We start from the raw sequence: 25,151 nt of genomic DNA, 5'->3' as shown, positions 1-25,151 counted from the left end.
TAGCTGCCATTAAAACTTCGCTTTTAATATGCCATCCCTCACATAAAGTAAGCCTTTGTGACTCTAAGCTGAACGCACAAAATAACCAAGGGGCTTATTATGAGCACAACTGACGATTCTTTCTCTGTTACCCACGACCCGATTGAAATTCAGCGACCTTCGCTCAAAGAGCGCTGGTGGCATATTATGGATACCTGGAAAATCGGGATTATTCCTCTGCCGCTGTTCGTTCTGGCGGGCGTGCTGATTGCGATTGATTGCCTGGGCGGAAAACTGCCGAGCGATATCGTGGTGATGGTCGCCACGCTGGCCTTCTTCGGCTTTGCCTGCGGCGAGTTTGGCAAACGCCTGCCGATTGTCGGCAAGCTCGGCGCGGCGGCGATTTGCGCCACCTTTATCCCTTCCGCGCTGGTCTATTATGGCCTGCTGCCGGACGTGGTGGTCGAGTCCACCACCAAGTTCTACAAATCCACCAACATTCTCTATCTCTACATCTGCTGCATTATCGTCGGCAGCATCATGAGCATGAACCGCACGGTGCTGATCCAGGGCTTCTTGCGCATTTTCTTCCCGATGCTGTGCGGCGAAATCGTCGGCATGCTGGTAGGGATGGGCGTCGGCCTGGCGCTGGGCCTTGAGCCTTTCCAGATCTTCTTCTTTATCATTCTGCCGATTATGGCGGGCGGCGTGGGCGAAGGTGCAATCCCGCTCTCCATCGGCTATGCCACCCTGCTGCATATGGATCAGGGCGTGGCGCTCGGCCGCGTGCTGCCGATGGTCATGCTCGGCGGGCTGACGGCAATCATCATCTCCGGCTGCCTGAACCAGCTCGGTAAACGCTACCCGCACCTGACCGGTGAAGGCCAGCTGATGCCTAACCGCGCCAATGCCGATGCCACCGTCTCTCAGCCTGCATTCTCCGGCAAGGCGGACGTGACCACTATCGCCTCCGGCGCGCTGCTGGCGGTGCTGCTCTACATGCTGGGCATGCTCGGCCACAAGCTGATTGGCCTGCCTGCTCCGGTCGGCATGCTGTTTATGGCGGTTCTGGTGAAGCTCTGTAACGGTGCCTCTCCACGCCTGCTGGAAGGCTCTCAGGTGGTGTACAAATTCTTCCAGACCTCTGTGACCTATCCGATTCTCTTTGCCGTTGGCGTGGCTATCACCCCGTGGCATGAACTGGTGGCCGCCTTCACGCTGACCAACCTGCTGGTGATTATCAGCACCGTCTCCGCGCTCGTGGCGACCGGGTTCTTCGTCGGCAAAAAGATTGGTATGCACCCGATTGATGTCGCCATCGTCTCCTGCTGCCAGAGCGGTCAGGGCGGTACCGGCGACGTGGCGATCCTGACCGCAGGCAACCGCATGAGCCTGATGCCATTCGCCCAGATTGCTACCCGTATCGGCGGGGCGATTAACGTCTCTGTCTCACTGCTGATTCTGGGCAACTTCCTCGTTTAAGTTTTCAGGAAAGAACAATGAAACTCGCAAGCTTTTTATACCAGGGAAAACGCAGCTACGGCATCGTCCAGGCCGACGGCGTGATTGATTTAGGCCGCCGTCTTGGTGACCGCTACAGCGACCTTAAAGCGCTGCTGCAGGGTAACGGGCTGGCACAGGCCACCCGCTACCTGAACGATGCCGTGGACGTGCCGATGAGCGCCATCACCTTCTTACCGGTGATTGAGCAGCCGGAAAAAATCCTCTGCGTGGGCATGAACTACGCCGACAAGCGCAAGGAGTTTGACCAGCACAACCCGGCCCCAACCCTGTTTGTCCGTTTTCCGGATTCACAGACCGGCCACAACGAACCGGTGCTGAAGCCGCGCCACTCCAGCGAATTCGACTACGAAGGCGAGCTGGCGGTGATCATCGGTAAAGGCGGGGAAAACATCAGCCGTGACGACGCCCTGCGTCACGTGGCGGGCTACAGCTGCTACATGGACGGCTCCGCCCGCGACTGGCAGCACACCTGGTTTACCGCCGGTAAAAACTGGCGCAAAACCGGCGCGTTTGGCCCGTGGATGGCGACGGCAGATGAGATCCCCGATCCGCACAGGCTTGCAATCCGCACCTGGCTGAACGGCCGCATGGTGCAGGAAGACAACACCAGCAGCATGATCCACAAGGTTGCGGAGCTGATCGAGTACATCAGCACCTTCACCCGCTTAAGTCCTGGCGATGTGATCATCACCGGATCCCCGGGCGGGGTGGGTAAAAAGCGCAATCCGCCGCTGTTTATGAAAGAGGGCGATCGCATTGAGGTGGAGATCGAGCATATCGGTCATCTGAGCAACGTAATCGTGGAAGCGCCAGCCGTCGGGCTTGCGGCAGCACATTAAGTAAGGCGGCAGCATGCACTCGCAACCCATCGATTTTCGCCACACCCTCGTGGCGAAACACCCGGAACGCTTAAGCCAGATCCGCTACCTGCTGGCAGACAGCGGCCTTGGCCTGGACAACGACATCACGCTGTTCGTCGAAGCCTGGTCCGGCTCGCAGCTGGTGGGTTGCGCTGGGCTTGCTGCCAACGTCATCAAATGCGTGGCGGTCAACGAGCAGCTTCGCGGCGAGAACCTCAGCGCGCGGCTGCTGGCAGAGGTGGAAAATGCGGCGCTGGAGTGCGGCCATTTTCACCTCTTCCTCTGCACCCGTCCGTGCAACCGGGAGCGCTTTGCCCGCAGCGGCTTCTGGCCGATTGCCCAGAGCGGGAACAACGCGGTGCTGATGGAGAACACCCCGCAGGGGATCGAGCGCTACTGCCGTTCCCTGAGCGCGAAGCGCAAGTGCGGGGAGAATATTGGCGCCATTGTGATGAACGCCAATCCGTTCACCCTCGGCCACCGCCATCTGGTGGAGCAGGCGGCGCAGCGGTGCGATGCTCTGCATCTGTTCGTGGTGCGTGAAGACGCCTCGTTCTTCCCGTTCAGCGCGCGTCTCGAGATGGTGCGCGCGGGCGTGGCGCATCTGCCGAACGTCGTGGTGCATGAAGGCTCGCAGTACATCATCTCTCGCGCCACGTTTCCGGCCTACTTCCTTAAGGAGACCGGCAAAGTGCAGCAGGCGTGGAGCGAGATCGACGTGCTGATCTTCCGGGACTTTATCGCCCCGGCGCTGGGCATCACGCACCGCTTCATCGGCTCGGAGCCGTTCTGCGATATCACCCGCCAGTACAACCAGACGCTGCACGACCTGCTGGCCTCACATATTGAGGTGGTGGAAATGCCGCGCATCAAGGCCACCGGTAACGCCATATCGGCGTCCGAAGTGCGTCGATTACTGAAGACACAGCAGTTTTCCCGGATCCGGGAGATTGTCCCGGACTCCACCTTCGCGCATCTCGAAACGCATTACCGTGCGAGTGCGGAAGTCGCTTAACTACCAGGAATTTATCATGAAAATTGTAAGGGAGGCGCTGGCCGGAACGCAGGAGTCCAGCGACCTGATGGTGAAAATCGCTCCCGCTCAAGGCGAGCTGGAGATAGTCATCCACAGTGAAGTGATTAAGCAGTTTGGCGAACAAATTCGCCAGGTGGTCAACGACACGTTGCGCGCCATGAACGTGCACCAGGGATTAATTATTATTGAAGACAAAGGGGCGCTGGACTGTGTGATCCGCGCCCGCCTGCAAAGCGCGCTGATGCGTGCCGCCGATGAACAGGCCATCAACTGGGGGGCGCTGAAATGAGCAAACTCCGCCGCAGTATGCTGTTCCTGCCGGGCGCTAATGCCGCCATGCTCTCCACAGCCTTTATCTACCGTCCCGACTCCATCATGTTTGACCTTGAGGACGCCGTTGCCCTGCGCGAGAAGGATACCGCGCGCATGCTGGTGTTCCATGCCCTGCAGCACCCGATGTATCAGGATATCGAAACCGTGGTGCGCATTAACCCGCTGAGCACGCCGTTTGGCCTGCTGGATCTGGAAGCCGCCGTGCGGGCAGGCGTGGACGTGATCCGACTGCCGAAAACCGACACGCCGGACGACATCTACGAGCTGGAAGGCCACCTTGAGCGCATCGAGCAGGAGTGTGGCCGCGAGGTCGGCTCCACCCGCGTAATGGCGGCGATTGAGTCGGCCATTGGCGTCATCAACGCCGTGGCGATTGCCCGCAGCTCTCCGCGCCTTATCGGCATTGCGCTGGCCGCCTTTGACTACGTGATGGACATGCAGACCGAGCGCGGCGACGGCACCGAGCTGTTCTACGCCCGCTGCGCCGTGCTGCACGCCGCCCGCGCGGCGGGTATCGACGCCTTCGACGTGGTGTGGTCAGACGTGAACGACGAGGCCGGGTTCCTGCGCGAGGTCGATTTGATCCGCAAGATGGGCTTTAACGGCAAATCGCTGATTAACCCGCGTCAGATTGACCTGCTGCACAACGCCTACGCCCCGACTCAGGAAGAGGTGGATCACGCCAGAAGGGTGATTGAGGCTGCAGAAGAGGGCGAGCGTAACGGCCTGGGCGTGGTGTCGCTCAACGGCAAAATGGTGGATGCACCGATTATTAACCACGCGCAGGTGGTGCTGGAGCGCGCGGCGGCCTCCGGCGTGCGTCGGTAAGGATAAGACAATGAATCAGACTGAACTTCTTCACGTGAATTTTCCCCATCTGCGGGACCTAAAACCGTTTGATACCGCCCACAGCGCCACGCCGTGGCTGGCGGACAGCGACGCGAAACACAGCCGCAAGCTGTGCGCCTCTGTTGAAGAGGCGGTTAAGCGCTGCGGCCTGCAGGACGGCATGACCATCTCCTTCCACCACGCGTTTCGCGAAGGCGACCGGGTGATCAACACCGTTGTGGCGCTGCTGGCGCGCATGGGCTTTAAAAACCTGACGCTGGCCTCCAGCTCGCTGATGACCTGCAACGACGCGCTGATCGAGCATATCGAAAGCGGCGTCATCACCCGGATTTACACCTCCGGCATGCGCGGCAGGCTGGCGGATGCCATCTCCCACGGGCTGATGGACGAGCCGGTGCAAATCCACTCCCACGGCGGTCGCGTGAAGCTGCTCCAGGACGGCGAGCTGAATATCGACGTGGCGTTTCTCGGCGTGCCGTGCAGCGATGAGTTTGGCAACGCCAACGGCACGCACGGCAAATCGTGCTGCGGCTCGCTGGGGTACGCCATGGTGGACGCGCACTTTGCCCGTAAGGTGGTGCTGCTGACGGAAGAGCTGGTGCCGTTCCCCAATATGCCCGCCAGCCTGGTGCAGGACCAGGTGGACTACATCGTGCAGGTTGAAAGCGTAGGCGACCCGGCGAAAATCAGCGTCGGCGCGGCGCGCGTCACCAGCAACCCGCGCGAGCTGATGATCGCCCGCTATGCGGCGGACGTGATCGAGCACTCCGGCTATTTCAAACCGGGCTTCTCGATGCAGACCGGCTCCGGCGCGGCGGCCACGGCCTGCACCCGCTTTATGGAAGAGAAGATGGAGCGCAGCGGCGTGAAGGCGCGCTTTGCGCTCGGCGGCATCACCGGCAGCCTGGTGGACCTGCACGAGAAGGGGCTGATCGAAAAGCTGCTCGATACCCAGTGCTTTGACGGTCAGGCGGCGGCTTCGCTGGCGCGCAACCCGAACCACGTGGAGATCTCCACCAACGTCTACGCCAACCCCGGCAGCAAGGCGGCAAGCTGCGACCAGCTCGACGTGGTGATCCTCAGCGCGCTTGAAATCGACGTTGATTTCAACGTCAACGTCATCACCGGCTCCGACGGGGTGATGCGAGGCGCGTCCGGCGGGCACTGCGACGTGGCCGCCGCGGCGAATCTGACCATCGTCGTCGCGCCGCTGCTGCGCAGCCGCATTCCCACGGTCGTGAAGCGGGTTACCACGCGCCTCACGCCGGGCGAAAGCATCGACGTGCTGGTCACCGACCACGGCATCGCGGTTAACCCGGCGCGTCCGGAAATCCGCGAGCGGCTGCTGGAAGCCGGGCTGAAGGTAGTGGATATCAACGCGCTGTACGAGCGGGCGATCTCCCTGACCGGCGTCCCGAAACCGATTGAGTTTACCGACAAAATTGTCGGGGTGATCCGCTACCGCGACGGCAGCGTGATCGACACCGTACGACAGGTGAAGGAGGACGTATGACTTTAGCGACACCCGTGCGGGCGGGTGTCAGCCTGGACGAACTGCTGGCGGCAAAAGAGCGCCGCGCAGCGCGCCAGGCTGACATGCTTGAGCACTATCAACAGCCGGTGATTTCCCTCACGCTGGTCACGCCAGGGGAAATCAAGGACAGCCTGCGCTATCGCAATACCATGGGCGTAGCGCTGCAGATGTGCGACCAGCTGCTGTGGGAAAACCGCTGGCAGGTGCTGGACCGCCAGGTGCTGTGGCTCCCGACCGGGCCAGAAGCCCTCTGGTGCGTGGCCCATCCGGCGGTGGAAATCAAAGCGCACTGTGCGGATCTGGAGCAGACGCACCCGCTCGGCAGGCTGTGGGATCTGGACGTGATCTGCCCTCAGCACGGCCACGTCGGGCGTCAGTCGCTGGGCGCAAATCTAAGGCGTTGCCTGATCTGCGACGAGCCCGCTCATGCCTGTTCCCGTTCGCGCGCTCATCCTGTGGAGCAGGTGGTTTCCCGCGTGGAGAAGACGATCGATGACTGGTTTGCTCGCGACTAAACCGCGCCCGGTTGACGTGCCCGCGCTTGCCGAAGCGGCGCTGTGGCAGGAGCTGGAGCTGACGCCCAAGCCGGGGCTGGTGGACAGGCTCAATAACGGTTCCCATCGCGATATGGACCATGCGCTGTTCATTCGCAGCATTATGGCGATTACGCCGTGGTTTACGCGCTTTGCCGAGTTGGGCAGCGCGCATGCGGATAAACCCGCTGGCGAACAGCTACGCCTTCTCCGCCCGATGGGGATGGCCTGCGAGCAGGCAATGTATGCCGCGACGAACGGGGTGAACACGCACAAAGGCGGGATTTTTGCCCTGGGTTTACTGTGCTTCGCCGCCGGTCGTGTGAAAAATATCTCCGCAGAGAGCCTCTGCTGTGAGGTGAGTAACATCTGCCGCGGGCTGGTGTCGCGGGAGCTGGCCGCACGCAGCGGACAGGCGACGGCGGGCGAGCGACAGTTCCAGCAGTACGGCTTAACCGGCGCGCGGGGCGAGGCTGAGAGCGGCTTTGCGACGGTGCGTAAGGCGCTGGCGCAGTGGAACGGTCATTCACTTCACGGCCTGCTGTTACGCCTGATGGCGGTTAATCAGGACAGTAATCTGGTTTCACGCGGCGGCATGGAAGGGCTGCGCTACGTTCAGGGCTACGCGCGGGAACTGCTGGCTAACGGCTGGGACCGCGAGGCGTTGCTTAAGATGGATAACGCACTGATTGAACGGAACCTGAGCCCGGGCGGTAGCGCGGATTTGCTGTCGGTGGGTTGGGTGCTGTCTGGAATAAAATAGCCGGGTGGCGGCTTCGCCTTACCCGGCCTACGGTCTTGTTTTGTAGGCCCGGCAAGCGCAGCGCCACCGGGCACAACAATCAATGCGCTATCGGCTGCGCACCGTGCGGCTCGCGCACGTGCTTGTACTTGAACAGCGCGATGAACGCGAAGAACAGCACCAGCGAGTACGCCGCGAAGATCAGCCACACCGGCTGCCAGTTGGTGATGCCGTTAGTGGTGTACATCTCTACCACTTTACCGCTCACCACGCCGCCCAGAATACAGCCGAAACCGTTGGTCATCATCAGGAACATACCCTGCGCGCTGGCGCGGATTTCAGGCTTCACTTCTTTTTCCACAAACACCGAACCGGAGATGTTGAAGAAGTCGAAGGCGCAGCCGTAAACAATCATCGACAGCACCAGCAGCACGGTGCCGAACGGGCTTGGATCGCCGTAGGCGAACAGGCCGAAGCGCAACATCCACGCCGCGATACTGATCAGCATGACGTTTTTGATGCCGTAGCGGCTCAGGAAGAACGGGATGGTCAGGATGAACAGCGTCTCAGAGATCTGAGAGATGGACATCATCACCGACGCATGTTCAACGATAAAGCTGCCGGAGAACAGTGGGTTGTTATCGAAGCTGTGCAGGAAGGTGTTGCCGAACATGTTGGTGATCTGCAGCTCCGCGCCCAGCAGCATGGAGAAGATAAAGAAGATCGCCATACGTTTGTTTTTGAACAGCGCGAAGGCATCCAGGCCGAGCATGGTGCTCCAGCTCTGGTTTTTCTGCTGGTTAGACACCGGAATGGTTGGCAGCGTCAGGGTGAAGATCGCCAGCAGCACGGAGAGCGCCGCACCGATATAGAGCTGCATATGGCTCAGTTCGAAGCCCGCGAAGCTCACGCCCCACATCGCCATGATAAAGCCGATGGTGCCCCAGATACGGATTGGCGGGAAATCGGTCACGATATCCATATCCGCAGACTTCAGGCGGTAGTAGGAGATGGTGTTGATCAGGCCAAGCGTTGGCATATACGCCAGCGAGTTAAGCAGGATCACCATGAACATCGCCCCCGGCGTGGTCACCTGGGCTGCCATAAACAGCGTCCCCGCGCCCACCAGATGGCAAAGCATGTACAGCCATTTGGCGCTTAGCCATTTGTCCGCCACGATCCCCAGCAGCGTCGGCATGAAGACCGCCGCAATACCAAGCGAGCTGTAGACGGCACCGATTGACGCACCATCGAACTTGAGCGTCACAAACATATAGGAGCCGAGTGTAGTCAGCCAGCTACCCCACAGGCAGAACTGCAGAAACGACAATATTTTAAGCTGCAGCTTAAGGTTCATGTTACTTTCCTCACAAGTGAGCGGGAGATATGTTGTTTTGGGAACATTCAGGGTTGTTATTTGATGCAATTCTATCAGTTGGCAACGATATGTTTTGTTACCTCCCGCAAAAAAATGCAATCCACATTAATTTGCAGTTTGGATTGTGATGCAAATAACATTTTCGTATGGGTGGGTGATGGGGGCGGCCTGATGCCCTCACCCCAAAGGGGAGAGGGCAGGGTGAGTGGCCGTTTTTTAGCGACGACGGTAGTTCTTCTGCGCCGTATTCACCTTATACAGATAGCGACGGGATTCCGCAGACGGGTGGCGGGTGGTGAGGGTAGAGTAGACATCCCCCGGCGCCATGCTGTTGATGATGTTCGCGGCCTGCACTTTGTCATTTGAGAAGACGCGCAGCACGCTGCCCGCGCCGCCGTTATAGGCGGTGATCACCGCATAGCGGCGCGACGTCGGGTTGTCTATGCCGCCGAGGTAGACATTGTTCAGCATCGCCAGATAGGCCGTGCCGGTATCAATGTTACTCTGCGGGTCGAACAGATAGCTGCGGCTCGGCGTGCCGGATTTACCCTGCGCGCGGAAGACGTCTTTACCGGCGCTGTGCTGCACAACCTGCATCAGCCCCAGGGCATCGGAACGGCTTACCGCATACGGGTTAAACGAGGATTCGGTCTGCATAATCGCCAGGATCAGCGACTCATCCACGCCGTATTTACGCGAGGCCTGACGCACCATGCCCAGATACTTATGCGCACGCTTGTCGAGGTGGTTCGGGACGAGGTTGATGGTGACGCTATAGATGATCTTCAGACCGTTAGAGCGGCTCTTCAGGCGCGTCTGCAGCAGGTAGTCGGCAAATTTCGTGGCGCGGCCTTCCCAGCGGATCGGCTGACCGGTCTGATCGACGACCTGGCCGTACAGGAACGGCTCTTTCGAGATGGTAATATCGTCGGCATCGGAGTAGAGATCGATAGAGCCAGGATCGTCACCCATCAGCAGGGTTTTGATTATCGCCTGACGCAGTCGTGCCGCAGGGTCCGTGCCTGCGATGGTCTCAATCGTGATCGTCCCTTCATCAAAGTTGATGTGGCTACGGGTCAGATAGGCGTCGGTGTACTTAACGTAGTCCTTAGGTCCGGCAATAAGAACTTCGTTAAATCCCCATATGTTCTCGATGTTGTGGGCAAACTGCCCCATCAAAATGTCAAAACCGTTGGTGTCCTTGATCCAGGCTTCGTTGTAATCTTCGCCTTTTTTTGACGAACATGAGACAAGCAACGGCGCAACAAGGGCTAGCGCTAAAAGTTTTTTCATCATTCCGGGAGTGCGTGTTGTGTTTGCTTTAACGGCGGGGTTTCCCCCGCACGCTGTTATTTTTCCGGTGGCGTATAGCCTTCGATGTGCACGTCTTTTCCTTCGAACAGGAAGCTCACCATCTCCTGCTCAAGCAGCTTGCGGTGTTCCGGGTTCATCATGCTGAGTTTCTTCTCGTTGATCAGCATGGTCTGCTTTTTCTGCCACTGTCCCCAGGCTTCTTTGGAGATTTCATTGTAGATGCGTTTACCCAGGTCGCCCGGATAAAGCTGGAAATCCTGGCCTTCAGCGTCACGCTGCAGGAAAGTACAAAAAATCGTTCTGGCCATACTCATTCCTCTTTTTCTTGTCGATGCTAAACCATTGCACCGGCACGTAATTGCTGTAACAGGCGCTCCACGGGAGCCGCCAGTCCGACTGATGGCGGTTGCGCTAAGTTATACCAGAGAGCGGTGCCTTCATCCATGCACGAGGCGAAGGAGGACACGGGAAGCCACATCGGCACAATATCCAGATGGAAATGGCTGAAGGTGTGGCGAAACGCGGTCAACTGCGTCAGGTTATCGGCAGCAATCCCGCGCTTTTTAAGCCATTCACGCAGCAAGTCTTCATCTTCAAACTGTGGGAAGCAGTATAGACCCCCCCACAGACCGCTCGGCGGACGCTGGGCGAGGAAGACCTCGTCACCGTGCTGCATCAGCAGCATATAGCCGGTGCGCTCCGGCAGCGTCTGCTTGGGTTTCTTACCCGGATACTGCGCCCATGAATGGTTGGCATACGCCACGCAGAGATTATTCACCGGGCAGAGTTCGCATTTTGGTTTTGAGCGCGTGCAGACCATTGCGCCGAGATCCATCATCGCCTGGTTGAAACGCTCGACGCCGTTAGCCGGAGTAACCGCCTCACTTATTTCCCAAAGACGTTTTTCAACGTCCTTCTTCCCCGGCCAGCCGTCGACGGCATAGCAGCGCGCCAGCACGCGCTTCACGTTGCCGTCGAGGATCGGGAAATGCTTGCCTAAAGACAGGGAGAGAATAGCGCCTGCGGTTGAACGTCCGACGCCGGGGAGATCGGCCACCTCATCGAAGGTTTCCGGGAACTTCCCGCTGTGGCGCGTGGCGACCTGCTGTGCGGCCTTGTGAAGGTTACGCGCGCGGGCGTAATAGCCAAGACCGGTCCACAGGTGCAGGACCTCGTCCAGCGGCGCGTTGGCCAGATCGGTCACCGTCGGGAAGCGCGCCATAAAACGCTCGAAGTAAGGGATCACCGTGGCGACCTGCGTTTGTTGCAACATCACCTCGGAGAGCCATACTTTGTAAGGCGTTTTTTCAATTTGCCAGGGCAGGGTTTTACGCCCGTATTTGTCGTACCAGTCCAGCACCTGGGCTGAAAATTGAGAGGCTTGCATGGTCATCGATTCGCATAATCAGGGACGCAGATTGCAGCACAGCGTCAATCTGCTGTAAACCGGATCTTTCCCATGCTTGCATAGAAGCCTTAACTTTGGATAATGCCCGTTTCCCGAACATTCTCACAAGCAGACAACTCTTTTATGAAAAACGACGTCATTTCACCGGAATTTGATGAAAACGGTCGCCCGCTGCGCCGTATTCGCAGCTTTGTCCGTCGTCAGGGCCGCCTGACAAAAGGTCAGCAACACGCGCTGGACAACTACTGGCCGGTGATGGGCGTTGAGTTCAGCGAGCAGCCTCTGGATTTTGCCGAGCTGTTTGGCCGCGACGCGCCGGTCACGCTGGAAATTGGCTTCGGTATGGGCGCCTCGCTGGTGACCATGGCGAAAGCTCGCCCGGAGCAGAACTTCCTCGGTATCGAAGTGCATTCGCCGGGCGTGGGCGCTTGTCTGGCAACGGCCCACGAAGAGGGCGTTGAGAACCTGCGCGTGATGTGTCACGACGCGGTGGAAGTGCTGCACAAAATGATTCCTGACAATTCTTTAACCATGGTTCAGCTCTTTTTCCCTGACCCGTGGCACAAAGCGCGTCATAATAAACGCCGTATCGTTCAGGCGCCGTTTGCCGAGCTGGTTAAAAGCAAGCTGAAGCTGGGCGGTGTCTTCCATATGGCGACCGACTGGGAACCGTATGCGGAACATATGCTGGAAGTGATGTCGTCGCTGGACGGTTACAAAAACCAGTCTGCGAGCAACGACTATGTACCGCGTCCGGAATCGCGTCCGGTAACGAAATTTGAACAGCGTGGCCATCGTCTTGGTCACGGTGTATGGGACTTAATGTTCGAGAGGGTGAAATAATGGCAAAGAATCGTAGCCGTCGTCTGCGTAAAAAGATGCACATCGAAGAATTCCAGGAAGTGGGCTTCTCCGTTGCGTGGCGTTTCCCGGAAGGCACCAGCGTTGAGCAGATCGATCAGGACGTGGATGCGTTCATCAACGAGGTGATCGAGCCAAACAAGCTGGCCTTCGACGGTAGCGGCTATCTGGCCTGGGAAGGTCTGATCTGCACTCAGGAAGTGGGTAAATGCACCGAAGAACATCAGGCTCTGGTACGTAAGTGGCTTGAAGACCACAAGCTCGAAGATGTCCGCGTCAGCGAACTTTTCGACGTTTGGTGGGACTAATTAAGCAGTAAGGGGCCAGCATTAGCTGGCCCGTTTTGTCTGAGGGAGTGTTTAAGATGCGCAAAACGTTGCTGGCAGTTGCTTTGATGGCAACCGGATTCACCGCCCATGCGGATTATCAATGTAGCGTCACCCCGCGTGATGACGTGGTGTTAAGCCCGCAAACCGTGCAGGTCAAAGGCGAGAACGGCAATCTGGTGATTACGCCAGAAGGGAACGTCACCTATAACGGCAAGCAGTACAACCTGACTGCCGCACAGCGCGAGCAGGCGAAAGACTACCAGTCCGAATTGCGTACCGCGCTGCCGTGGATTAATGAAGGTGCCCTGACGCGCGTCGAAAAGAGCCGCGTGGCGCTGGATAAGATCATCACCAAAGAGGTGGGGGAGAGCAGCAACATGCGCACCCGCCTGACGAAGCTGGACAAGCAGCTTAAAGAGCAGATGAACCGTATTATCGAGACGCGCTCCGACGGCCTGACGTTCCACTATAAGGCGATCGATCAGGTCCGTGCCGACGGGCAGCAGCTGGTGAACCAGGCGATGGGCGGCATCCTGCAGGACAGCATCAACGAGATGGGCGCCAAAGCGGTGCTGAAAGGCGGCGGTAACCCGCTGCAGGGCGTGCTGGGCAGTCTGGGTGGCCTGCAGACCTCCATTCAGAACGAGTGGAAGAACCAGGAAGATGATTTCCAGCAGTTCGGCAAAGACGTGTGTAAGCGCGTGGTGTCGCTGGAAGACAGCCGTAAGGCGCTGGTGGGGACGCTGAAGTAAGTTCCCCTCACCCTATCCCTCTCCCCAAAGGGGCGAGGGGATGGTTTGCTCCCTCTCCCTTTCAGGGTGTACGGTCCGGGGACATGGCGAACAATTTTTAACATCCTTTACCCATGGTGATCGACTGTCTCTTCAGGTCGATCATCCCCACACTCTGCCAACCTTTCCCTCAGCCGGCAGAACGGGATGCAAAATCCTGAATCCGCCTTCAGGATTCTTCGGCGAGGAACAGCTCAAGAAGGGAATTGAGGAACAGTTTGCCGTGCTCGGTGATCTGCCAGTATTCCGCACATTCCGTGAGATACCCCTGCGCCAGCGCTTCGTCAATCTGCGGGCGAATCACCGATTCCGCCAGCCCGGTGTACAGCGCAAACTCCGCGCGCGGCGCGGCTTCCAGCAGACGGAAGCGGTTCATAAAGAACTCAAACGGCTTATCCGCCGCCTCGACGTCGTGCTGGCGCTCCAGGTAGCGGCCTTCCATATACCCGCGCGGGTGGCGGGTTTTGGCAGTACGCAGAATCCGCCCGTCCGGGAAGGTCACCTTGCCGTGCGCGCCGCAGCCAATCCCGAGATAGTCACCAAAACGCCAGTAGTTCAGGTTGTGCTGACACTGGTAGCCCGGCTTTGCATACGCCGACGTTTCGTACTGCTGATAGCCCGCAGCGGTTAAAAGCCTGTGACCCTGCTCGAAGATATCCCACAGCGCGTCGTCATCCGGCAGCACCGGCGGACGCGAGCCAAACAGGGTGTTGGGCTCGATGGTGAGCTGGTACCACGACAGGTGCGGCGGGTTCAGTTCGATCGCCTGGCGCAGGTCGTCCAGCGCCTCTTCCAGCGACTGATCCGGCAGGCCGTGCATCAAATCTAGGTTAAAGCTGCGCAGGCCCAGACCGGTCGCCAGGTTTGCCGCGCGCTTCGCCTCTTCCGGGCCGTGAATACGCCCCAGGCGCTTCAGTTTCGGCTCGCTAAAGCTCTGCACGCCGATGGAGATGCGGTTCACGCCCGCGCGCTGATAGTCGACAAAACGGTCGGCCTCAACGGTACCGGGGTTGGCTTCCATCGTGATTTCAGCATCCGCTGCCAGGTTCAGGCGCGCACGCACGCCGTCCAGCAGCGTTTGCATCGCCGGGCCTGACAGCAGGCTCGGCGTACCGCCACCTATGAAAATGGTCTTAACTTCACGTCCCTGTGCGTAAGGTACATCGGCGTCCAGGTCGGCCAGCAGATGCGCAACGTAGTCATCGTGCGGCACTTCGCCCTTCAGCGCGTGCGAGTTGAAATCGCAGTACGGGCATTTCTGCACGCACCACGGGATGTGAATATAAAGACTCAGAGGCGGCAAATTAGCCATTACGCAGTGCTTCCAGTAACAGTTTCAGCGCGCGTCCACGGTGGGATATCGCGCTTTTCTCTTCGCGGGTCAGTTCCGCAGCGGTTTTGCCCTCGGTCGGGACAAAGAAAATCGGATCGTAGCCAAAGCCGCCGTTGCCAGCCGCTTCACGAGTAATCACGCCCGGCCAGCTGCCGTGGCAGACGATCGGAGTAGGGTCTTCCGCGTGACGCATATAGACCAGTACGCAGTGGAACTGCGCGGAGCGCTGTTCGTCCGGTACGTCTTTAAGGGCGACAAGCAGCTTTTCCAGATTCTGCTGGTCGGTGGCGTCAACGCCGGAATAGCGCGCGGAGTAAATCCCCGGTGCGCCGCCGAGAAAATCCACGGCCAGGCCGGAGTCGTCAGCAATCGCGGGCAGGCCGGTAATCTGCGCGGCGTGACGCGCTTTCAGGATCGCGTTTTCGATAAACGTCAGCCCCGTCTCTTCGGCGGAATCCACGCCAAGATCGGTCTGGGCGACCACGTCCAGACCAAAATCATTTAATAGCGAGGCCAGCTCGCGCACTTTACCGGCGTTGCCGGTCGCGAGAACAACTTTCTGCATGGTTTAGTCCTGTTCTTTCAGAGCCGCGACTTCCGTCGGGATAGATTGCGGATTAAGGATTTTTACCTGTTTATGTCGCCCAAGTTCACCTTTTTCAATGATGACCTGGCTTTTGGCGACGCGAAACTGTTTTGCCAGATATTTGGTCAGATGCGCGTTCGCCTGGCCGTCAACCGGCGGGGCGGTGATGGCGACTTTTAACTCGTCGCCATGCAGCCCAACAATACCGTCACGGCTGGCTTTGGGCTGAATATACAGCCGCAAAACCAGCCCGTCAGCGCAGGTGCTTACTGCACTCATAGCGCCATCCACAGCCCCGGCAGCAGCATATTGCCCGTGGACTGCAGCAGCTCAGCGATCCCCATGTTGACCACATAGAGCAGCAGTACCAGGATCATCGGCGAGAAATCAATACCGCCCATCGAAGGCAGCAGGTTGCGAATCGGGCGCAGCAGCGGTTCGGCCAGTTGGATCAGCGCATATTCTACCGGACTACGGCCCTGGCTTACCCAACTCATGATGGCCATGACCAGCAGCACCCAAAAAATCAGCAGACCGACGGTTTTGATTAAAATCAGGACCGCAGCAATCCAGATAATCGGCTGGAAGGTGATGACCATAAACAGCACGATCGCTTTGATCACGCTAAGAATAAACGCTACCAGCAGAGACGAACTGTCGATGGGACCCATCGCCGGGATAATACGACGCAGCGGTCCGACAACAGGCTGCGTGATTTTCACGACAAACTGCGAGAACGGATTGTAAAAATCACAGCGGGCCCACTGCATCCAGACGCGCAGCAAAAGCGCCATCGTATACAGCTCAAGCACAGTTGAGAGCAGGAAAGTCAACGTCTTCATGGCGTTCCTCAGGTTTCCTTATTATTTTGAGTAGTCGCGCGCACCGAAAATTGCCGTGCCGATGCGCACCATAGTGCTGCCTGCCGCGATGGCGGCTTCCATATCGTCCGACATGCCCAGAGAAAGCGTGTCTACCGTGTTATAGCGCGCTTTAAGCGCCTCAAATGCTACAGTCATTTGCTGTGCCACGGCAAACTGCCTTTCATAACTTGACTCAGGCGCCGGAATTGCCATCAGCCCGCGCAGGGTTAGGCGCGGCAGGGCGGCCACTTCGGCTGCCAGCGCATCCAGCTCGCTCAGCGCAATGCCGGACTTGCTGTTTTCATCGCTGATGTTGATTTGAATCAGCACGTTAAGCGCTTGCATCTCTGACGGACGCTGGTCGTTCAGGCGTGTCGCAATGCGCAGACGGTCAACGGTATGGCACCAGTCAAAGTGCTCCGCCACCAGACGGCTTTTGTTCGACTGCAGTGGACCAATAAAGTGCCACTGCAGATCCGTATTCCCCTGTTCCTGGAAGGAACGAATTTTATCCACGCCTTCCTGGACGTAGTTTTCACCAAACGCGCGTTGGCCTGCGTCAATAGCTTCTGCGATGGCGCTCGCAGGCTTGGTTTTGCTGACTGCAAGCAGCGTAATTTCTTCTGAAGCCCGGCCGCAACGCGCTGCGGCGGCTGAGATTTTGTCCCGGACCTGTGCCAGGTTATGCGCAATGTCGTTCATTTTCCGAGGAGTAGTCTATGGATGTGGAAGAAATTGTGGCCCTTAGTGTAAAGCATAACGTCTCCGATCTACACCTGTGCAGTGATTCGCCACCCCGCTGGCGCAGAACGGGCCGCCTTGTCCCGGCACCGTTTCCTCCTCCTGACGTCGGGGCGTTGTTAAAAGCGTGGCTCAACGATGAGCAGCAGGGAACATGGTGGGCAAATGGACAGGTGGATTTTGCCGCGACGGTAACGGGAGGCCAGCGTCTGCGCGGGAGTGCCTTTAAGCAGATGCGCGGTGTCTCTGTGACGCTGCGGCTGTTGCCGCGTACCTGTCCGCAGCTCGCTACGCTGGGCGCGCCGCGGGCAATCCCGGAACTGTTATCCAATGACGCCGGGCTGATTCTGGTCACGGGGGCGACCGGCAGCGGCAAATCCACTACGCTGGCGGCGATGGTCGATTTTCTCAACCACCATACTGACGGCCATATCCTCACGCTGGAAGATCCGGTGGAGTTTATCTATCAGAGCGAGCGTTGCCTGATCCAGCAGCGGGAGATTGGCCAGCACAGTCCGTCATTTGCCGACGCGCTGCGCAGCGCCTTACGCCAGGATCCGGACGTTATTTTGCTGGGGGAGCTGCGCGACAGCGAAACGATCCGCCTGGCGCTAACGGCGGCGGAAACCGGACATCTGGTGCTGGCGACGCTGCATACGCGCGGGGCATCGCAGGCGATTGAACGGCTGGTCGATACGTTCCCGGCGCAGGAGAAAGATCCGGTGCGTAACCAGCTGGCCGGCAGCCTCCGGGCAGTGCTGGCGCAGAAGCTGCTTCCCGATCTGCAGGACGGCCGCGTCGCGCTGTATGAACTGCTGGTGAACACCGCTGCGGCGGCAAATCTTATTCGTGAAGGGAAAACGTGGCAACTGCCCGGCATCATCCAAACCGGTCTGCAGGCAGGAATGCAGAACTTTGACCAGAGCCTGGCGGAGAGACGGGCGCAGGGGCGGCTGTAGGCCCCGTGCTTAAAAGCCCTGTTCGAAATAGCTTTCGAGGATAATCACGGCAGAAGCGGAGTCCACGCTGCCTTTGTTGAGCGCCCGGAAGCCGCCGTGCTCAAACAGACCCGCACGCGCTTCGACGGTGCTAAGACGCTCGTCGTGAAGCTTCACGGAGACGCCAAAGCGGCCATGGATTTTATTGGCGAACTTTCGCGCCCGGGCGGTAAGCGGCTGTTCGGTACCGTCCATGTTCAGCGGCAGCCCAACAATAATGTCATCCGGCTGCCACTCTTTGAGCAGACGCTCAATAAGATTCCAGTCCGGCGTACCGTCGTTGGCCTTCAGGGCTGTAAGCGGACGCGCGGTACCGGTGATGCGCTGCCCCACGGCGACGCCAATGCTTTTGGTGCCAAAATCGAAGGCCAGAAGCGTTCCGCTCATCAGGCGTGCCCCGCTACGCCAGGCATGGTCAGGATATCAATACCAATCAGCTTCGCCGCGTCACGCCAGCGATCGGCGATGGGGGTTTTAAACAGGATATTCATGTCCGCAGGCGCGGTAAGCCATGCGTTATCGAGGATCTCCTGCTCAAGCTGGCCTTTCTCCCAGGACGAATAGCCCAACGCCACCAGCACTTCAGAAGGCTGCTCTGCGGTACCCAGCGTTTCGAGCACGTCACGCGAGGTGGTGATGACGGTGTTATCCGAAATTCGAATACTGGAAGAGAACACCGGCGGCGTATGCAGGATAAAACCGCGATCTTCTGCAAGAGGTCCGCCCAGCATCACAGGTTTATCAAGCCGTATTTCCGGCAGGCGCTCTTCAGCCGAGATTTTCAGCTTGTCCAGAATTCCTTCAACCTGAAGATTTTCCAGCGGTTTATTAATGATAATACCCATCGCGCCGTCTTCATTGTATTCACAAATATAAACCACGGCGCGGCGAAAAATCGGGTCCTGGAGAGCAGGCATGGCAATAAGAAAGTGATGCTGTAAATTCATTGTCAGAGGTACTGTTTCCTGGTTTAAAAAGCGACAGCGCCCAGTATGGGGACAAACACAGGCGCTGTCACTAATAGTATTGTTAGGTTATTTCTGTAAACGTTTTTCGATAGCGTCCATCAGCATTCCGGTGATCGAAATCGGGAATTCAGCCTCAATTTCACGAATGCAGGTCGGGCTGGTGACGTTCACTTCGGTCAGACGATCGCCGATGATATCCAGGCCAACGAAGATCAGGCCTTTGGCTTTCAGCGTCGGGCCAACGCGGCGGGCAATTTCCCAGTCGCTTTCGGTCAGCGGACGCGGTTCGCCGCGGCCACCGGCGGCCAGATTACCGCGGGTTTCACCACCCTGCGGGATACGCGCCAGGCAGTAAGGAACCGGTTCGCCATCCACGACCAGAACGCGTTTGTCGCCGTCTTTGATCGCCGGAATATAGTTCTGCGCCATGCAGTAACGCGTGCCCAGCTCGGTCAGGGTCTCGGCAATCACGCCAATGTTCGGGTCGCTCTCTTTCACGCGGAAAATCGACGCACCGCCCATGCCGTCCAGCGGCTTCATGATGATGTCGCCGTGCTTCTGCCAGAATTCCTTCAGCTGAGCTTTGCTGCGGGTCACCAGCGTTTCCGGCGTCAGGTCAGAGAACCAGGCGGTGTAGAGCTTCTCGTTGCAGTCGCGCAGGCTCTGCGGCTTGTTGACGATCAGCGTTCCTTTCTCTTCTGCGCGTTCGAGAATATAGGTGCAGTAGATGTATTCAGTGTCGAATGGCGGATCTTTACGCATCAGGATGACGTTGAGATCGGCAAGCGCAATGTCCTGTTCGGTGCCGAATTCGTACCATTTGTCGTAGTTCTGCTCGACGTTAACGATGCGGGTGCGGGCGCGGGCTTCACCGTTGATCAGGTAAAGATCGTTCATCTCCATATAGTGGAGTTCATAGCCGCGACGCTGCGCTTCCAGCAGCATGGCGAAGCTGGAATCTTTCTTGATGTTAATGTTTGCGATGGGGTCCATCACGATGCCGAGCTTGATCATGTTCTTCTCCGTTAATGCTTCAACCCAGATCGCCAAACCGTACCTGTAGCGCGGTAATGGCCGTGAGTGCCGTTGTCTCAGTGCGCAGAACGCGAGGTCCCAACAGAATATCAGTAAACTGGTAACGTGCCGTCATCGCAATTTCGTCCGCCGACAGGCCGCCTTCGGGGCCAATCAGCAGGCGAACGCGCTCAACGGGCAGCGGTAGCGTATTGATGCTGGCGCTGGCGCGCGGATGAAGATTGAGCTTCAGCCCACTGTCCTCTTCTGCACACCATTCCTCCAGACCCATCGCCGGGCGGATCTCCGGAATACGGTTCCGGCCACTCTGTTCGCAAGCCGCAATGGCAATTTTCTGCCACTGCTGGATCTTTTTGTTCAGACGTTCCGCGTCCAGTTTAACGCCACAGCGCTCAGAAAAAAGTGGCGTAATGAGGCTTACACCCAGTTCAATGGATTTCTGAATGGTGAACTCCATTTTCTCACCGCGCGACATGACCTGGCCCAGATGAATGTGCAGCGGTGATTCCCGGTCATCCACTTCACCGCGCAGGACGTTCACGTGTACGCTTTTTTTATCTGCCCGCGTAATTTCGGCGTCGAACACCTGGTTCGAGCCGTCGAACAGCTGGATTGCCTGACCGGCGCCCATGCGCAGCACGCGGCCAACGTGGTTGGCGGCGTCATCAGACAGGGCGATTTCGCGGCCTGCGGTAATCAGTTCAGGGTGGTAAATGCGGGGAATGCGCATAGTCAGAAATTCCATGTGTCATGCGATATAAGCGAATTGCCGTAGTGTAGGTTAGCTCTTTTGCGCCTGGCAAGCCCGCTGGACGTAAGGGTTGTGATTCCCCTGGACTCTGGCGATACGGTCGTCGCGCTGGCATTCCCACTCCGTCACCGGATACTGCTTGTCCCAGGCGTTGAACAGCTGCGTCTGCTGGCGGGAGAGGTTGAGATCGTAACGGTCGCGCATATAGAAGTAGGTACGGGCAATGCTGCCGCGCGCGCGGGCAGGGGGCTCGGCGACTTTCTCTTTAAAATCAATCTTCATACCGCACTGGCCGTACTGACCTTCGCCACCGTTCCACTGGCTGTACATGAAGTTACCCCGGTCGCCGTTCACTTCGCCCACCGCGGGCTGCAGGTTATGCATGTCGCTTTCCATCTGGCGATAAACCGGGTCTTTGGCGCAGTTTTTACGTCCGCCATCCTGCCAGCACTGGCGCTGGTGGCCAAACTGCCAGGCCGGAACGACATGCTCCCATTCAATACGGCTGGCGCGGTTTTCGTTTTTACGCACCTTGTAGCCGCAAGACTCAAGGTCAACGACCCCTTTTTTACCCTGCCAGTTAATTTTACAGCCGCAGTAGAAATCGCCCGGCACGTCGGCGTTCACCTTCACGCCTGCGGCCTTGGCCTGGGAAAAACTGTTGATACCGTCGGCCAGAGCATGGCCTGAGAGCGCCGTCGTCAGAAAGGCGACCGCGAGAGAAAAATTACGGGACATCTTACACTCCGTGTCAAAACGAGCCCGCAACGTAACGAATGTTGTTCCTGTATGCAATCAGTCAGATCAGGAAAGTTCCTGAAAGTTCAGATGATTATTCCGCAACCAGCGGCTCGCCGCATTTGACGCAGCGGTAGGTCGCCTCGCCGCGCACCACGCGATTATGGCGACGGACGGTAAGCTGGTGCTGCTGACACTGACAGCGGTAGGGGAAGGTATTGCGGCGCACCGACTCCAGCTCGAACTGGTGGGTACGGCGCGCCGGAACGCCGAGCACCGCCTCCATCATCCACTTCCACTCTTTTCCGTGGGGGGCGACGCGCCCGAAGTGCTTCCACACCAGCAGATGCGCCAGCTCGTGCGGCACCACTTCATCGATAAACGCCTGCTGGTTTTCCATCATCAGCACCGGGTTAAGGCGGATTTCATACGACTCGAGCCAGGCGGTACCGGCCGAGGTGCCACGCTGCTGGTAAACGAGTTTGGGTTCAGGGTAGTTGCGCCCAAGCTTCAGGTTCGCCTGGGCGAGCTTTTCCCGCAGGCTGCGCATAACGGCCTGCTGAAGTGCGATGGGGAGACGGGGAGCTTTCATAGGGGCAGAGCATAAAGCGCGAAGCGGGGAGGTGCAAGAGGCACCTCCCGAGTGAGGATTAGTCGTGGGCGCCGATTTCGCGCAGAGGACGACCTTTCATCAGATTACGTTCAATATGTTCCAGGGACACATGTTTGGTTTCTGGAACCAGCCAGATGGTCAGCACAATAAAGAAGATGTTCAGACCGGCGTAGACCCAGAAGGTGTTCGCGTTGCCCAGGGTATTGAGCATGGTCAGGAACGTTGCGCCGACGATCATGTTGGCAATCCAGTTGGTTGCGGTAGAGCAGGTGATGCCAAAATCACGTCCTTTCAGCGGCTGGATCTCAGAGCACAGCACCCAGATCAGCGGACCGGCGCTCATCGCAAACCCGACGATAAACATCAGCAGCATGCCTACCGCAAAGTACTGGGCGGTTGGGGAGTGAATGCCCACATGCATCATGGTACCGAGGACGCCCATACCGGCCGCCATCACCAGGAAGCCCAGCGTCAGGGTTGGCTTACGTCCCCAGCGGTCCACCAGACCGATGGCGATAAAGGTCGCCAGCACGTTGGTCAGACCCACGATGACGGTCCCCCACATCTGCTCGGTGGTGTTGGTATAACCCGCCAGCTCAAAGATTTTGGGCGCGTAGTACATGATGACGTTCATCCCCGTGAACTGCTGCATCACCTGCAGCAGTACGCCGAGGAAAACGGCGCGACGGAAGTTGCTGTTCTCTTTAAACAGCGCCCAGCCGGACTGTTTGACCTTCAGGCTTTCGCGGATCTCTTCCAGCTCGTTTTTCGCTTCCGCGCTGGTATCGCGCAGGCGCATCAGCACGCGTTCTGCATCGTGGAATCGACGTTTTGCAGCAAACCAGCGAGGGCTGTCCGGCAGGAAGAAGACGCCAATCAGCAGCAGAACCGCAGGGATGATGATCACGCCGAGCATCCAGCGCCATGCGCCGCTGTAGCTAAACGCCGTATCGGAAAGGTACGCGCCCAGGATCCCAATGGTGATCATCAGCTGGTACATCGAAATCATACTGCCGCGGATTTTCTCCGGCGCAATTTCAGACAGGTAAAGCGGGGCGGTATAGGACGCCACGCCCACGGCCAGACCAAGCAGCACGCGGGAAACCAGCAGGACCTCAACGTTAGGCGCTGCGGCAGAGAAGAGTGAGCCGGCAACGAACAGGATCGCGCCGATCATCAGGCTCTTTTTACGTCCGAGCTTAAAGGAGAGCCAGCCGCTGCCGACGGCCCCGACGGCCGCGCCAAACATCATTGAGCTAACCACCCACTCCTGGGTGTGAGCGCTGATCTGGAACTCTTCTGTAATGAAAGGTAATGCACCGGCAATCACGCCGATATCCAGGCCAAAAAGTAATCCTGCCAGGGCGGCGAGGAAACAGACGAAGAATGTCATCGCCTTGTTGGACGTACGCCCCTGTTTTTTATTGTCAGGCATTATGCCCTCCAGTTGGGTTATCAGTTTTATTGATGTTAAGGGTAGGTGAGCGACCCACAAAAATATGTGAGATTAATCACATAGGTGTAATCGGTTACACAGCTTTGCAACCGTAAATAAAATTAAAGCTTTGAAAATATAGAGGTAAATGAGGTGATATGCATCGCGAAAGGACACATTTCAGACTTAACTGAAAGGGAATGTAACAGCAGAAGAAAGTCGATCGTGCAAAGAGAATATTCTGAAAGCGGGGGATGTCCGGTGCGGTGTAATCGGTTCCAAATATCGCCACCCGACAAAAAAAGGCCAGCCCGAAGGCTGGCCTTTTAAAAGCGATATCAGTCGATTACTTCAGACCGGCAGCTTCACGCAGCAGAGCGGCTTTGTCGGTTTTTTCCCATGGGAAATGTTCACGACCAAAGTGACCGTATGCAGCGGTTTCTTTGTAAATAGGGTGCAGCAGATCCAGCATCTGAATCAGGCCGTATGGACGCAGGTCGAAGAACTCGCGTACCAGCAGCGTCAGCTGTTCTGAAGGCACTTTCTCGGTACCAAAGGTTTCAACCATGATGGAGGTGGGTTCAGCCACGCCGATTGCGTAGGAGACCTGAATCTCACAGCGGTCAGCCAGGCCGGCAGCAACGATGTTTTTCGCCACATAACGTGCCGCGTACGCCGCAGAACGGTCAACTTTAGACGGATCTTTACCGGAGAACGCACCGCCACCGTGACGCGCCATGCCGCCGTAGGTATCAACGATGATTTTACGACCTGTCAGACCGCAGTCACCCATTGGGCCGCCGATAACAAAGCGTCCGGTTGGGTTGATGAAGAATTTGGTCGCAGAGCTCAGCCATTCGGTAGGCAGAACCGGCTTGATGATCTCTTCCATCACTGCTTCCTGCAGGGATTTCTGATCGATTTCTTCGGAATGCTGGGTAGACAGAACCACCGCGTCAATACCGACGATTTTGCCGTCGTCATACTGGAAGGTGACCTGGCTTTTCGCATCTGGGCGCAGCCACGGCAGGGTGCCGTTTTTACGCACTTCAGCCTGACGCTGCACCAGACGGTGTGCGTAGGTGACCGGTGCTGGCATCAGCACGTCGGTTTCGTTGGTGGCATAGCCGAACATCAGACCCTGGTCGCCCGCGCCCTGTTCCAGCGGATCGGCACGGTCAACGCCCTGGTTGATATCCGGAGACTGTTTGCCAATTGCGCTCAGTACCGCGCAGGAGTTGGCATCAAAACCCATATCAGAATGCACATAGCCGATCTCACGCACCGTGTTACGGGTGATCTCTTCGATATCAACCCATGCGCTGGTGGTAATCTCACCGCCAACCAGAACCATGCCGGTTTTGACATAGGTTTCGCATGCTACGCGCGCTTTAGGATCCTGCGCCAGGATCGCATCCAGCACCGCATCGGAGATTTGGTCAGCAATTTTATCAGGATGTCCTTCTGATACGGACTCGGACGTAAACAGGTGTTTTGCCATGTTTTATTTCACCTAAGAGGAATTTGGTTAGCTCAAGCTGCTGTGTGGAATAGCCAAAGGAGATAATTCTACCAAGGCCTGCAGGTTTTTGACACTGGCAGTATGAGTGTTAATCAGT

29 protein-coding genes are annotated in these 25,151 nt (G+C 57.8%); 12 read left to right on the top strand and 17 right to left on the bottom strand.

Annotation, left to right across the window (positions count from 1 at the left end):
- Positions 1–99 precede the first annotated feature (99 nt).
- Genes UR504_RS08970 through citG form a run of 8 tightly spaced genes read left to right on the top strand, consistent with a single transcriptional unit; the run spans position 100 to position 7,411 of the window.
- Positions 100–1,461, top strand: coding sequence for a 2-hydroxycarboxylate transporter family protein (locus UR504_RS08970; RefSeq protein ID WP_047173580.1), 1,362 nt, complete (start codon positions 100–102; stop codon positions 1,459–1,461).
- Between the two features lie 17 nt (positions 1,462–1,478).
- Positions 1,479–2,342 (top strand): fumarylacetoacetate hydrolase family protein, encoded by an 864-nt coding sequence (locus tag UR504_RS08965; RefSeq protein WP_047173579.1) that lies wholly within the window; start codon positions 1,479–1,481, stop codon positions 2,340–2,342.
- 13 nt (positions 2,343–2,355) lie between these two features.
- On the top strand, positions 2,356–3,378 hold the full coding sequence (gene citC, locus UR504_RS08960; protein WP_252093432.1) for a [citrate (pro-3S)-lyase] ligase: 1,023 nt from the start codon (positions 2,356–2,358) through the stop codon (positions 3,376–3,378).
- A gap of 16 nt (positions 3,379–3,394) precedes the next feature.
- Positions 3,395–3,688, top strand: a complete 294-nt coding sequence (gene citD / locus UR504_RS08955) for a citrate lyase acyl carrier protein (protein ID WP_047173578.1) — start codon at positions 3,395–3,397, stop codon at positions 3,686–3,688.
- Entirely contained in the window at positions 3,685–4,560 is an 876-nt protein-coding gene (citE, locus tag UR504_RS08950; RefSeq protein ID WP_039269783.1) for a citrate (pro-3S)-lyase subunit beta, read from the top strand. Before citD ends, citE begins: the two co-directional genes overlap by 4 nt.
- A 10-nt stretch (positions 4,561–4,570) precedes the next feature.
- Positions 4,571–6,094 (top strand): citrate lyase subunit alpha, encoded by a 1,524-nt coding sequence (gene citF, locus UR504_RS08945; protein ID WP_320739621.1) that lies wholly within the window; start codon positions 4,571–4,573, stop codon positions 6,092–6,094.
- Positions 6,091–6,630 carry a citrate lyase holo-[acyl-carrier protein] synthase gene (gene citX / locus UR504_RS08940; protein WP_320739620.1) on the top strand — a complete coding sequence of 180 codons (540 nt, stop codon included), beginning with the start codon at positions 6,091–6,093 and terminating at the stop codon, positions 6,628–6,630. The genes citF and citX overlap by 4 nt, the downstream gene beginning before the upstream one ends.
- Positions 6,608–7,411, top strand: a complete 804-nt coding sequence (gene citG, locus UR504_RS08935; RefSeq protein WP_320739618.1) for a triphosphoribosyl-dephospho-CoA synthase CitG — start codon at positions 6,608–6,610, stop codon at positions 7,409–7,411. The genes citX and citG overlap by 23 nt, the downstream gene beginning before the upstream one ends.
- Positions 7,412–7,490: 79 nt before the next feature.
- Here the strand turns inward: citG and UR504_RS08930 are convergent, their stop codons facing one another.
- The 4 genes from UR504_RS08930 to mutY all read right to left on the bottom strand — a co-directional run bounded on the left by UR504_RS08930 (position 7,491) and on the right by mutY (position 11,469).
- Positions 7,491–8,747 (bottom strand): nucleoside permease, encoded by a 1,257-nt coding sequence (locus UR504_RS08930; protein WP_008499767.1) that lies wholly within the window; start codon positions 8,745–8,747, stop codon positions 7,491–7,493.
- Between the two features lie 237 nt (positions 8,748–8,984).
- On the bottom strand, positions 8,985–10,061 hold the full coding sequence (mltC, locus tag UR504_RS08925; RefSeq protein WP_111963230.1) for a membrane-bound lytic murein transglycosylase MltC: 1,077 nt from the start codon (positions 10,059–10,061) through the stop codon (positions 8,985–8,987).
- Positions 10,062–10,117: 56 nt separating this feature from the next.
- Positions 10,118–10,390, bottom strand: coding sequence for an oxidative damage protection protein (locus UR504_RS08920; RefSeq protein WP_023309138.1), 273 nt, complete (start codon positions 10,388–10,390; stop codon positions 10,118–10,120).
- 26 nt (positions 10,391–10,416) lie between these two features.
- A complete protein-coding gene (gene mutY / locus UR504_RS08915; RefSeq protein ID WP_181574011.1) occupies positions 10,417–11,469 on the bottom strand; it encodes an A/G-specific adenine glycosylase in 1,053 nt (350 codons plus the stop codon).
- Between the two features lie 144 nt (positions 11,470–11,613).
- Here mutY and trmB point away from each other — a divergent pair, with 144 nt between their 5' ends.
- From trmB to UR504_RS08900, 3 genes are read left to right on the top strand one after another with little or no spacing between them, the layout of a single operon-like run.
- Positions 11,614–12,333 (top strand): tRNA (guanosine(46)-N7)-methyltransferase TrmB, encoded by a 720-nt coding sequence (gene trmB / locus UR504_RS08910; protein WP_025912470.1) that lies wholly within the window; start codon positions 11,614–11,616, stop codon positions 12,331–12,333.
- Positions 12,333–12,659: a YggL family protein gene (locus UR504_RS08905; RefSeq protein ID WP_003862421.1), complete on the top strand. Its 327-nt coding sequence runs from the start codon at positions 12,333–12,335 to the stop codon at positions 12,657–12,659. The genes trmB and UR504_RS08905 overlap by 1 nt, the downstream gene beginning before the upstream one ends.
- 56 nt (positions 12,660–12,715) lie before the next feature.
- Complete coding sequence (locus tag UR504_RS08900) at positions 12,716–13,432, top strand: DUF2884 domain-containing protein (protein ID WP_008499762.1); 717 nt, start codon at positions 12,716–12,718, stop codon at positions 13,430–13,432.
- 208 nt (positions 13,433–13,640) lie between these two features.
- Here the strand turns inward: UR504_RS08900 and hemW are convergent, their stop codons facing one another.
- The 5 genes from hemW to UR504_RS08875 are packed head-to-tail and all read right to left on the bottom strand — an operon-like array spanning position 13,641 to position 16,955.
- Entirely contained in the window at positions 13,641–14,783 is a 1,143-nt protein-coding gene (gene hemW, locus UR504_RS08895) for a radical SAM family heme chaperone HemW (protein WP_302237397.1), read from the bottom strand.
- Positions 14,776–15,369 carry an XTP/dITP diphosphatase gene (locus UR504_RS08890; protein ID WP_136195092.1) on the bottom strand — a complete coding sequence of 198 codons (594 nt, stop codon included), beginning with the start codon at positions 15,367–15,369 and terminating at the stop codon, positions 14,776–14,778. Before UR504_RS08890 ends, hemW begins: the two co-directional genes overlap by 8 nt.
- 3 nt (positions 15,370–15,372) lie before the next feature.
- Entirely contained in the window at positions 15,373–15,669 is a 297-nt protein-coding gene (gene yggU / locus UR504_RS08885) for a DUF167 family protein YggU (protein WP_023309131.1), read from the bottom strand.
- The gene (locus UR504_RS08880; RefSeq protein ID WP_111963226.1) at positions 15,666–16,232 is read right to left on the bottom strand and encodes a YggT family protein; all 567 of its coding nucleotides are present in this window, start codon (positions 16,230–16,232) and stop codon (positions 15,666–15,668) included. The genes yggU and UR504_RS08880 overlap by 4 nt, the downstream gene beginning before the upstream one ends.
- Positions 16,233–16,253: 21 nt before the next feature.
- A complete protein-coding gene (locus UR504_RS08875) occupies positions 16,254–16,955 on the bottom strand; it encodes a YggS family pyridoxal phosphate-dependent enzyme (protein ID WP_302237391.1) in 702 nt (233 codons plus the stop codon).
- A gap of 17 nt (positions 16,956–16,972) precedes the next feature.
- On the opposite strand from UR504_RS08875, the gene UR504_RS08870 reads away from it, so the two are divergent.
- On the top strand, positions 16,973–17,953 hold the full coding sequence (locus UR504_RS08870; RefSeq protein WP_302237389.1) for a type IV pilus twitching motility protein PilT: 981 nt from the start codon (positions 16,973–16,975) through the stop codon (positions 17,951–17,953).
- Between the two features lie 9 nt (positions 17,954–17,962).
- Here UR504_RS08870 and ruvX read toward each other — a convergent pair whose 3' ends face one another.
- From ruvX to metK, 8 genes are all read right to left on the bottom strand, one after another.
- On the bottom strand, positions 17,963–18,379 hold the full coding sequence (gene ruvX / locus UR504_RS08865) for a Holliday junction resolvase RuvX (RefSeq protein WP_127732267.1): 417 nt from the start codon (positions 18,377–18,379) through the stop codon (positions 17,963–17,965).
- Entirely contained in the window at positions 18,379–18,939 is a 561-nt protein-coding gene (locus tag UR504_RS08860) for a YqgE/AlgH family protein (RefSeq protein WP_020883695.1), read from the bottom strand. Before UR504_RS08860 ends, ruvX begins: the two co-directional genes overlap by 1 nt.
- Before the next feature lie 87 nt (positions 18,940–19,026).
- Positions 19,027–19,974 carry a glutathione synthase gene (gshB, locus tag UR504_RS08855; protein WP_047173570.1) on the bottom strand — a complete coding sequence of 316 codons (948 nt, stop codon included), beginning with the start codon at positions 19,972–19,974 and terminating at the stop codon, positions 19,027–19,029.
- A gap of 19 nt (positions 19,975–19,993) precedes the next feature.
- The gene (rsmE, locus tag UR504_RS08850) at positions 19,994–20,725 is read right to left on the bottom strand and encodes a 16S rRNA (uracil(1498)-N(3))-methyltransferase (protein WP_127732265.1); all 732 of its coding nucleotides are present in this window, start codon (positions 20,723–20,725) and stop codon (positions 19,994–19,996) included.
- Positions 20,726–20,776: 51 nt separating this feature from the next.
- Entirely contained in the window at positions 20,777–21,484 is a 708-nt protein-coding gene (gene endA / locus UR504_RS08845) for a deoxyribonuclease I (RefSeq protein ID WP_115876242.1), read from the bottom strand.
- A gap of 94 nt (positions 21,485–21,578) precedes the next feature.
- The gene (locus tag UR504_RS08840; RefSeq protein WP_115876241.1) at positions 21,579–22,076 is read right to left on the bottom strand and encodes a SprT family zinc-dependent metalloprotease; all 498 of its coding nucleotides are present in this window, start codon (positions 22,074–22,076) and stop codon (positions 21,579–21,581) included.
- 58 nt (positions 22,077–22,134) lie between these two features.
- Complete coding sequence (gene galP / locus UR504_RS08835; RefSeq protein WP_111963220.1) at positions 22,135–23,532, bottom strand: galactose/proton symporter; 1,398 nt, start codon at positions 23,530–23,532, stop codon at positions 22,135–22,137.
- Between the two features lie 346 nt (positions 23,533–23,878).
- Complete coding sequence (metK, locus tag UR504_RS08830; RefSeq protein WP_014885184.1) at positions 23,879–25,033, bottom strand: methionine adenosyltransferase; 1,155 nt, start codon at positions 25,031–25,033, stop codon at positions 23,879–23,881.
- Between the last annotated feature and the right edge of the window lie 118 nt (positions 25,034–25,151).

The organism is Enterobacter sp. 241F3, from assembly GCF_034106785.1.
In the GTDB taxonomy this organism is placed as follows: domain Bacteria; phylum Pseudomonadota; class Gammaproteobacteria; order Enterobacterales; family Enterobacteriaceae; genus Enterobacter; species Enterobacter vonholyi.
Note: the sequence above shows the minus strand (reverse complement) of the source record. Positions and strands in the feature narration are given on the sequence as shown.

Bases quoted from the DNA above. Each gene is read 5' to 3' on its own strand.
- UR504_RS08970 (WP_047173580.1), top strand. From the start codon at position 100: ATGAGCACAACTGACGATTCTTTCTCTGTTACCCACGACCCGATTGAA.
- UR504_RS08965 (WP_047173579.1), top strand. From the start codon at position 1,479: ATGAAACTCGCAAGCTTTTTATACCAGGGAAAACGCAGCTACGGCATC.
- citC (WP_252093432.1), top strand. From the start codon at position 2,356: ATGCACTCGCAACCCATCGATTTTCGCCACACCCTCGTGGCGAAACAC.
- citD (WP_047173578.1), top strand. From the start codon at position 3,395: ATGAAAATTGTAAGGGAGGCGCTGGCCGGAACGCAGGAGTCCAGCGAC.
- citE (WP_039269783.1), top strand. From the start codon at position 3,685: ATGAGCAAACTCCGCCGCAGTATGCTGTTCCTGCCGGGCGCTAATGCC.
- citF (WP_320739621.1), top strand. From the start codon at position 4,571: ATGAATCAGACTGAACTTCTTCACGTGAATTTTCCCCATCTGCGGGAC.
- citX (WP_320739620.1), top strand. From the start codon at position 6,091: ATGACTTTAGCGACACCCGTGCGGGCGGGTGTCAGCCTGGACGAACTG.
- citG (WP_320739618.1), top strand. From the start codon at position 6,608: ATGACTGGTTTGCTCGCGACTAAACCGCGCCCGGTTGACGTGCCCGCG.
- UR504_RS08930 (WP_008499767.1), bottom strand. From the start codon at position 8,747: ATGAACCTTAAGCTGCAGCTTAAAATATTGTCGTTTCTGCAGTTCTGC.
- mltC (WP_111963230.1), bottom strand. From the start codon at position 10,061: ATGAAAAAACTTTTAGCGCTAGCCCTTGTTGCGCCGTTGCTTGTCTCA.
- UR504_RS08920 (WP_023309138.1), bottom strand. From the start codon at position 10,390: ATGGCCAGAACGATTTTTTGTACTTTCCTGCAGCGTGACGCTGAAGGC.
- mutY (WP_181574011.1), bottom strand. From the start codon at position 11,469: ATGCAAGCCTCTCAATTTTCAGCCCAGGTGCTGGACTGGTACGACAAA.
- trmB (WP_025912470.1), top strand. From the start codon at position 11,614: ATGAAAAACGACGTCATTTCACCGGAATTTGATGAAAACGGTCGCCCG.
- UR504_RS08905 (WP_003862421.1), top strand. From the start codon at position 12,333: ATGGCAAAGAATCGTAGCCGTCGTCTGCGTAAAAAGATGCACATCGAA.
- UR504_RS08900 (WP_008499762.1), top strand. From the start codon at position 12,716: ATGCGCAAAACGTTGCTGGCAGTTGCTTTGATGGCAACCGGATTCACC.
- hemW (WP_302237397.1), bottom strand. From the start codon at position 14,783: ATGGCTAATTTGCCGCCTCTGAGTCTTTATATTCACATCCCGTGGTGC.
- UR504_RS08890 (WP_136195092.1), bottom strand. From the start codon at position 15,369: ATGCAGAAAGTTGTTCTCGCGACCGGCAACGCCGGTAAAGTGCGCGAG.
- yggU (WP_023309131.1), bottom strand. From the start codon at position 15,669: ATGAGTGCAGTAAGCACCTGCGCTGACGGGCTGGTTTTGCGGCTGTAT.
- UR504_RS08880 (WP_111963226.1), bottom strand. From the start codon at position 16,232: ATGAAGACGTTGACTTTCCTGCTCTCAACTGTGCTTGAGCTGTATACG.
- UR504_RS08875 (WP_302237391.1), bottom strand. From the start codon at position 16,955: ATGAACGACATTGCGCATAACCTGGCACAGGTCCGGGACAAAATCTCA.
- UR504_RS08870 (WP_302237389.1), top strand. From the start codon at position 16,973: ATGGATGTGGAAGAAATTGTGGCCCTTAGTGTAAAGCATAACGTCTCC.
- ruvX (WP_127732267.1), bottom strand. From the start codon at position 18,379: ATGAGCGGAACGCTTCTGGCCTTCGATTTTGGCACCAAAAGCATTGGC.
- UR504_RS08860 (WP_020883695.1), bottom strand. From the start codon at position 18,939: ATGAATTTACAGCATCACTTTCTTATTGCCATGCCTGCTCTCCAGGAC.
- gshB (WP_047173570.1), bottom strand. From the start codon at position 19,974: ATGATCAAGCTCGGCATCGTGATGGACCCCATCGCAAACATTAACATC.
- rsmE (WP_127732265.1), bottom strand. From the start codon at position 20,725: ATGCGCATTCCCCGCATTTACCACCCTGAACTGATTACCGCAGGCCGC.
- endA (WP_115876242.1), bottom strand. From the start codon at position 21,484: ATGTCCCGTAATTTTTCTCTCGCGGTCGCCTTTCTGACGACGGCGCTC.
- UR504_RS08840 (WP_115876241.1), bottom strand. From the start codon at position 22,076: ATGAAAGCTCCCCGTCTCCCCATCGCACTTCAGCAGGCCGTTATGCGC.
- galP (WP_111963220.1), bottom strand. From the start codon at position 23,532: ATGCCTGACAATAAAAAACAGGGGCGTACGTCCAACAAGGCGATGACA.
- metK (WP_014885184.1), bottom strand. From the start codon at position 25,033: ATGGCAAAACACCTGTTTACGTCCGAGTCCGTATCAGAAGGACATCCT.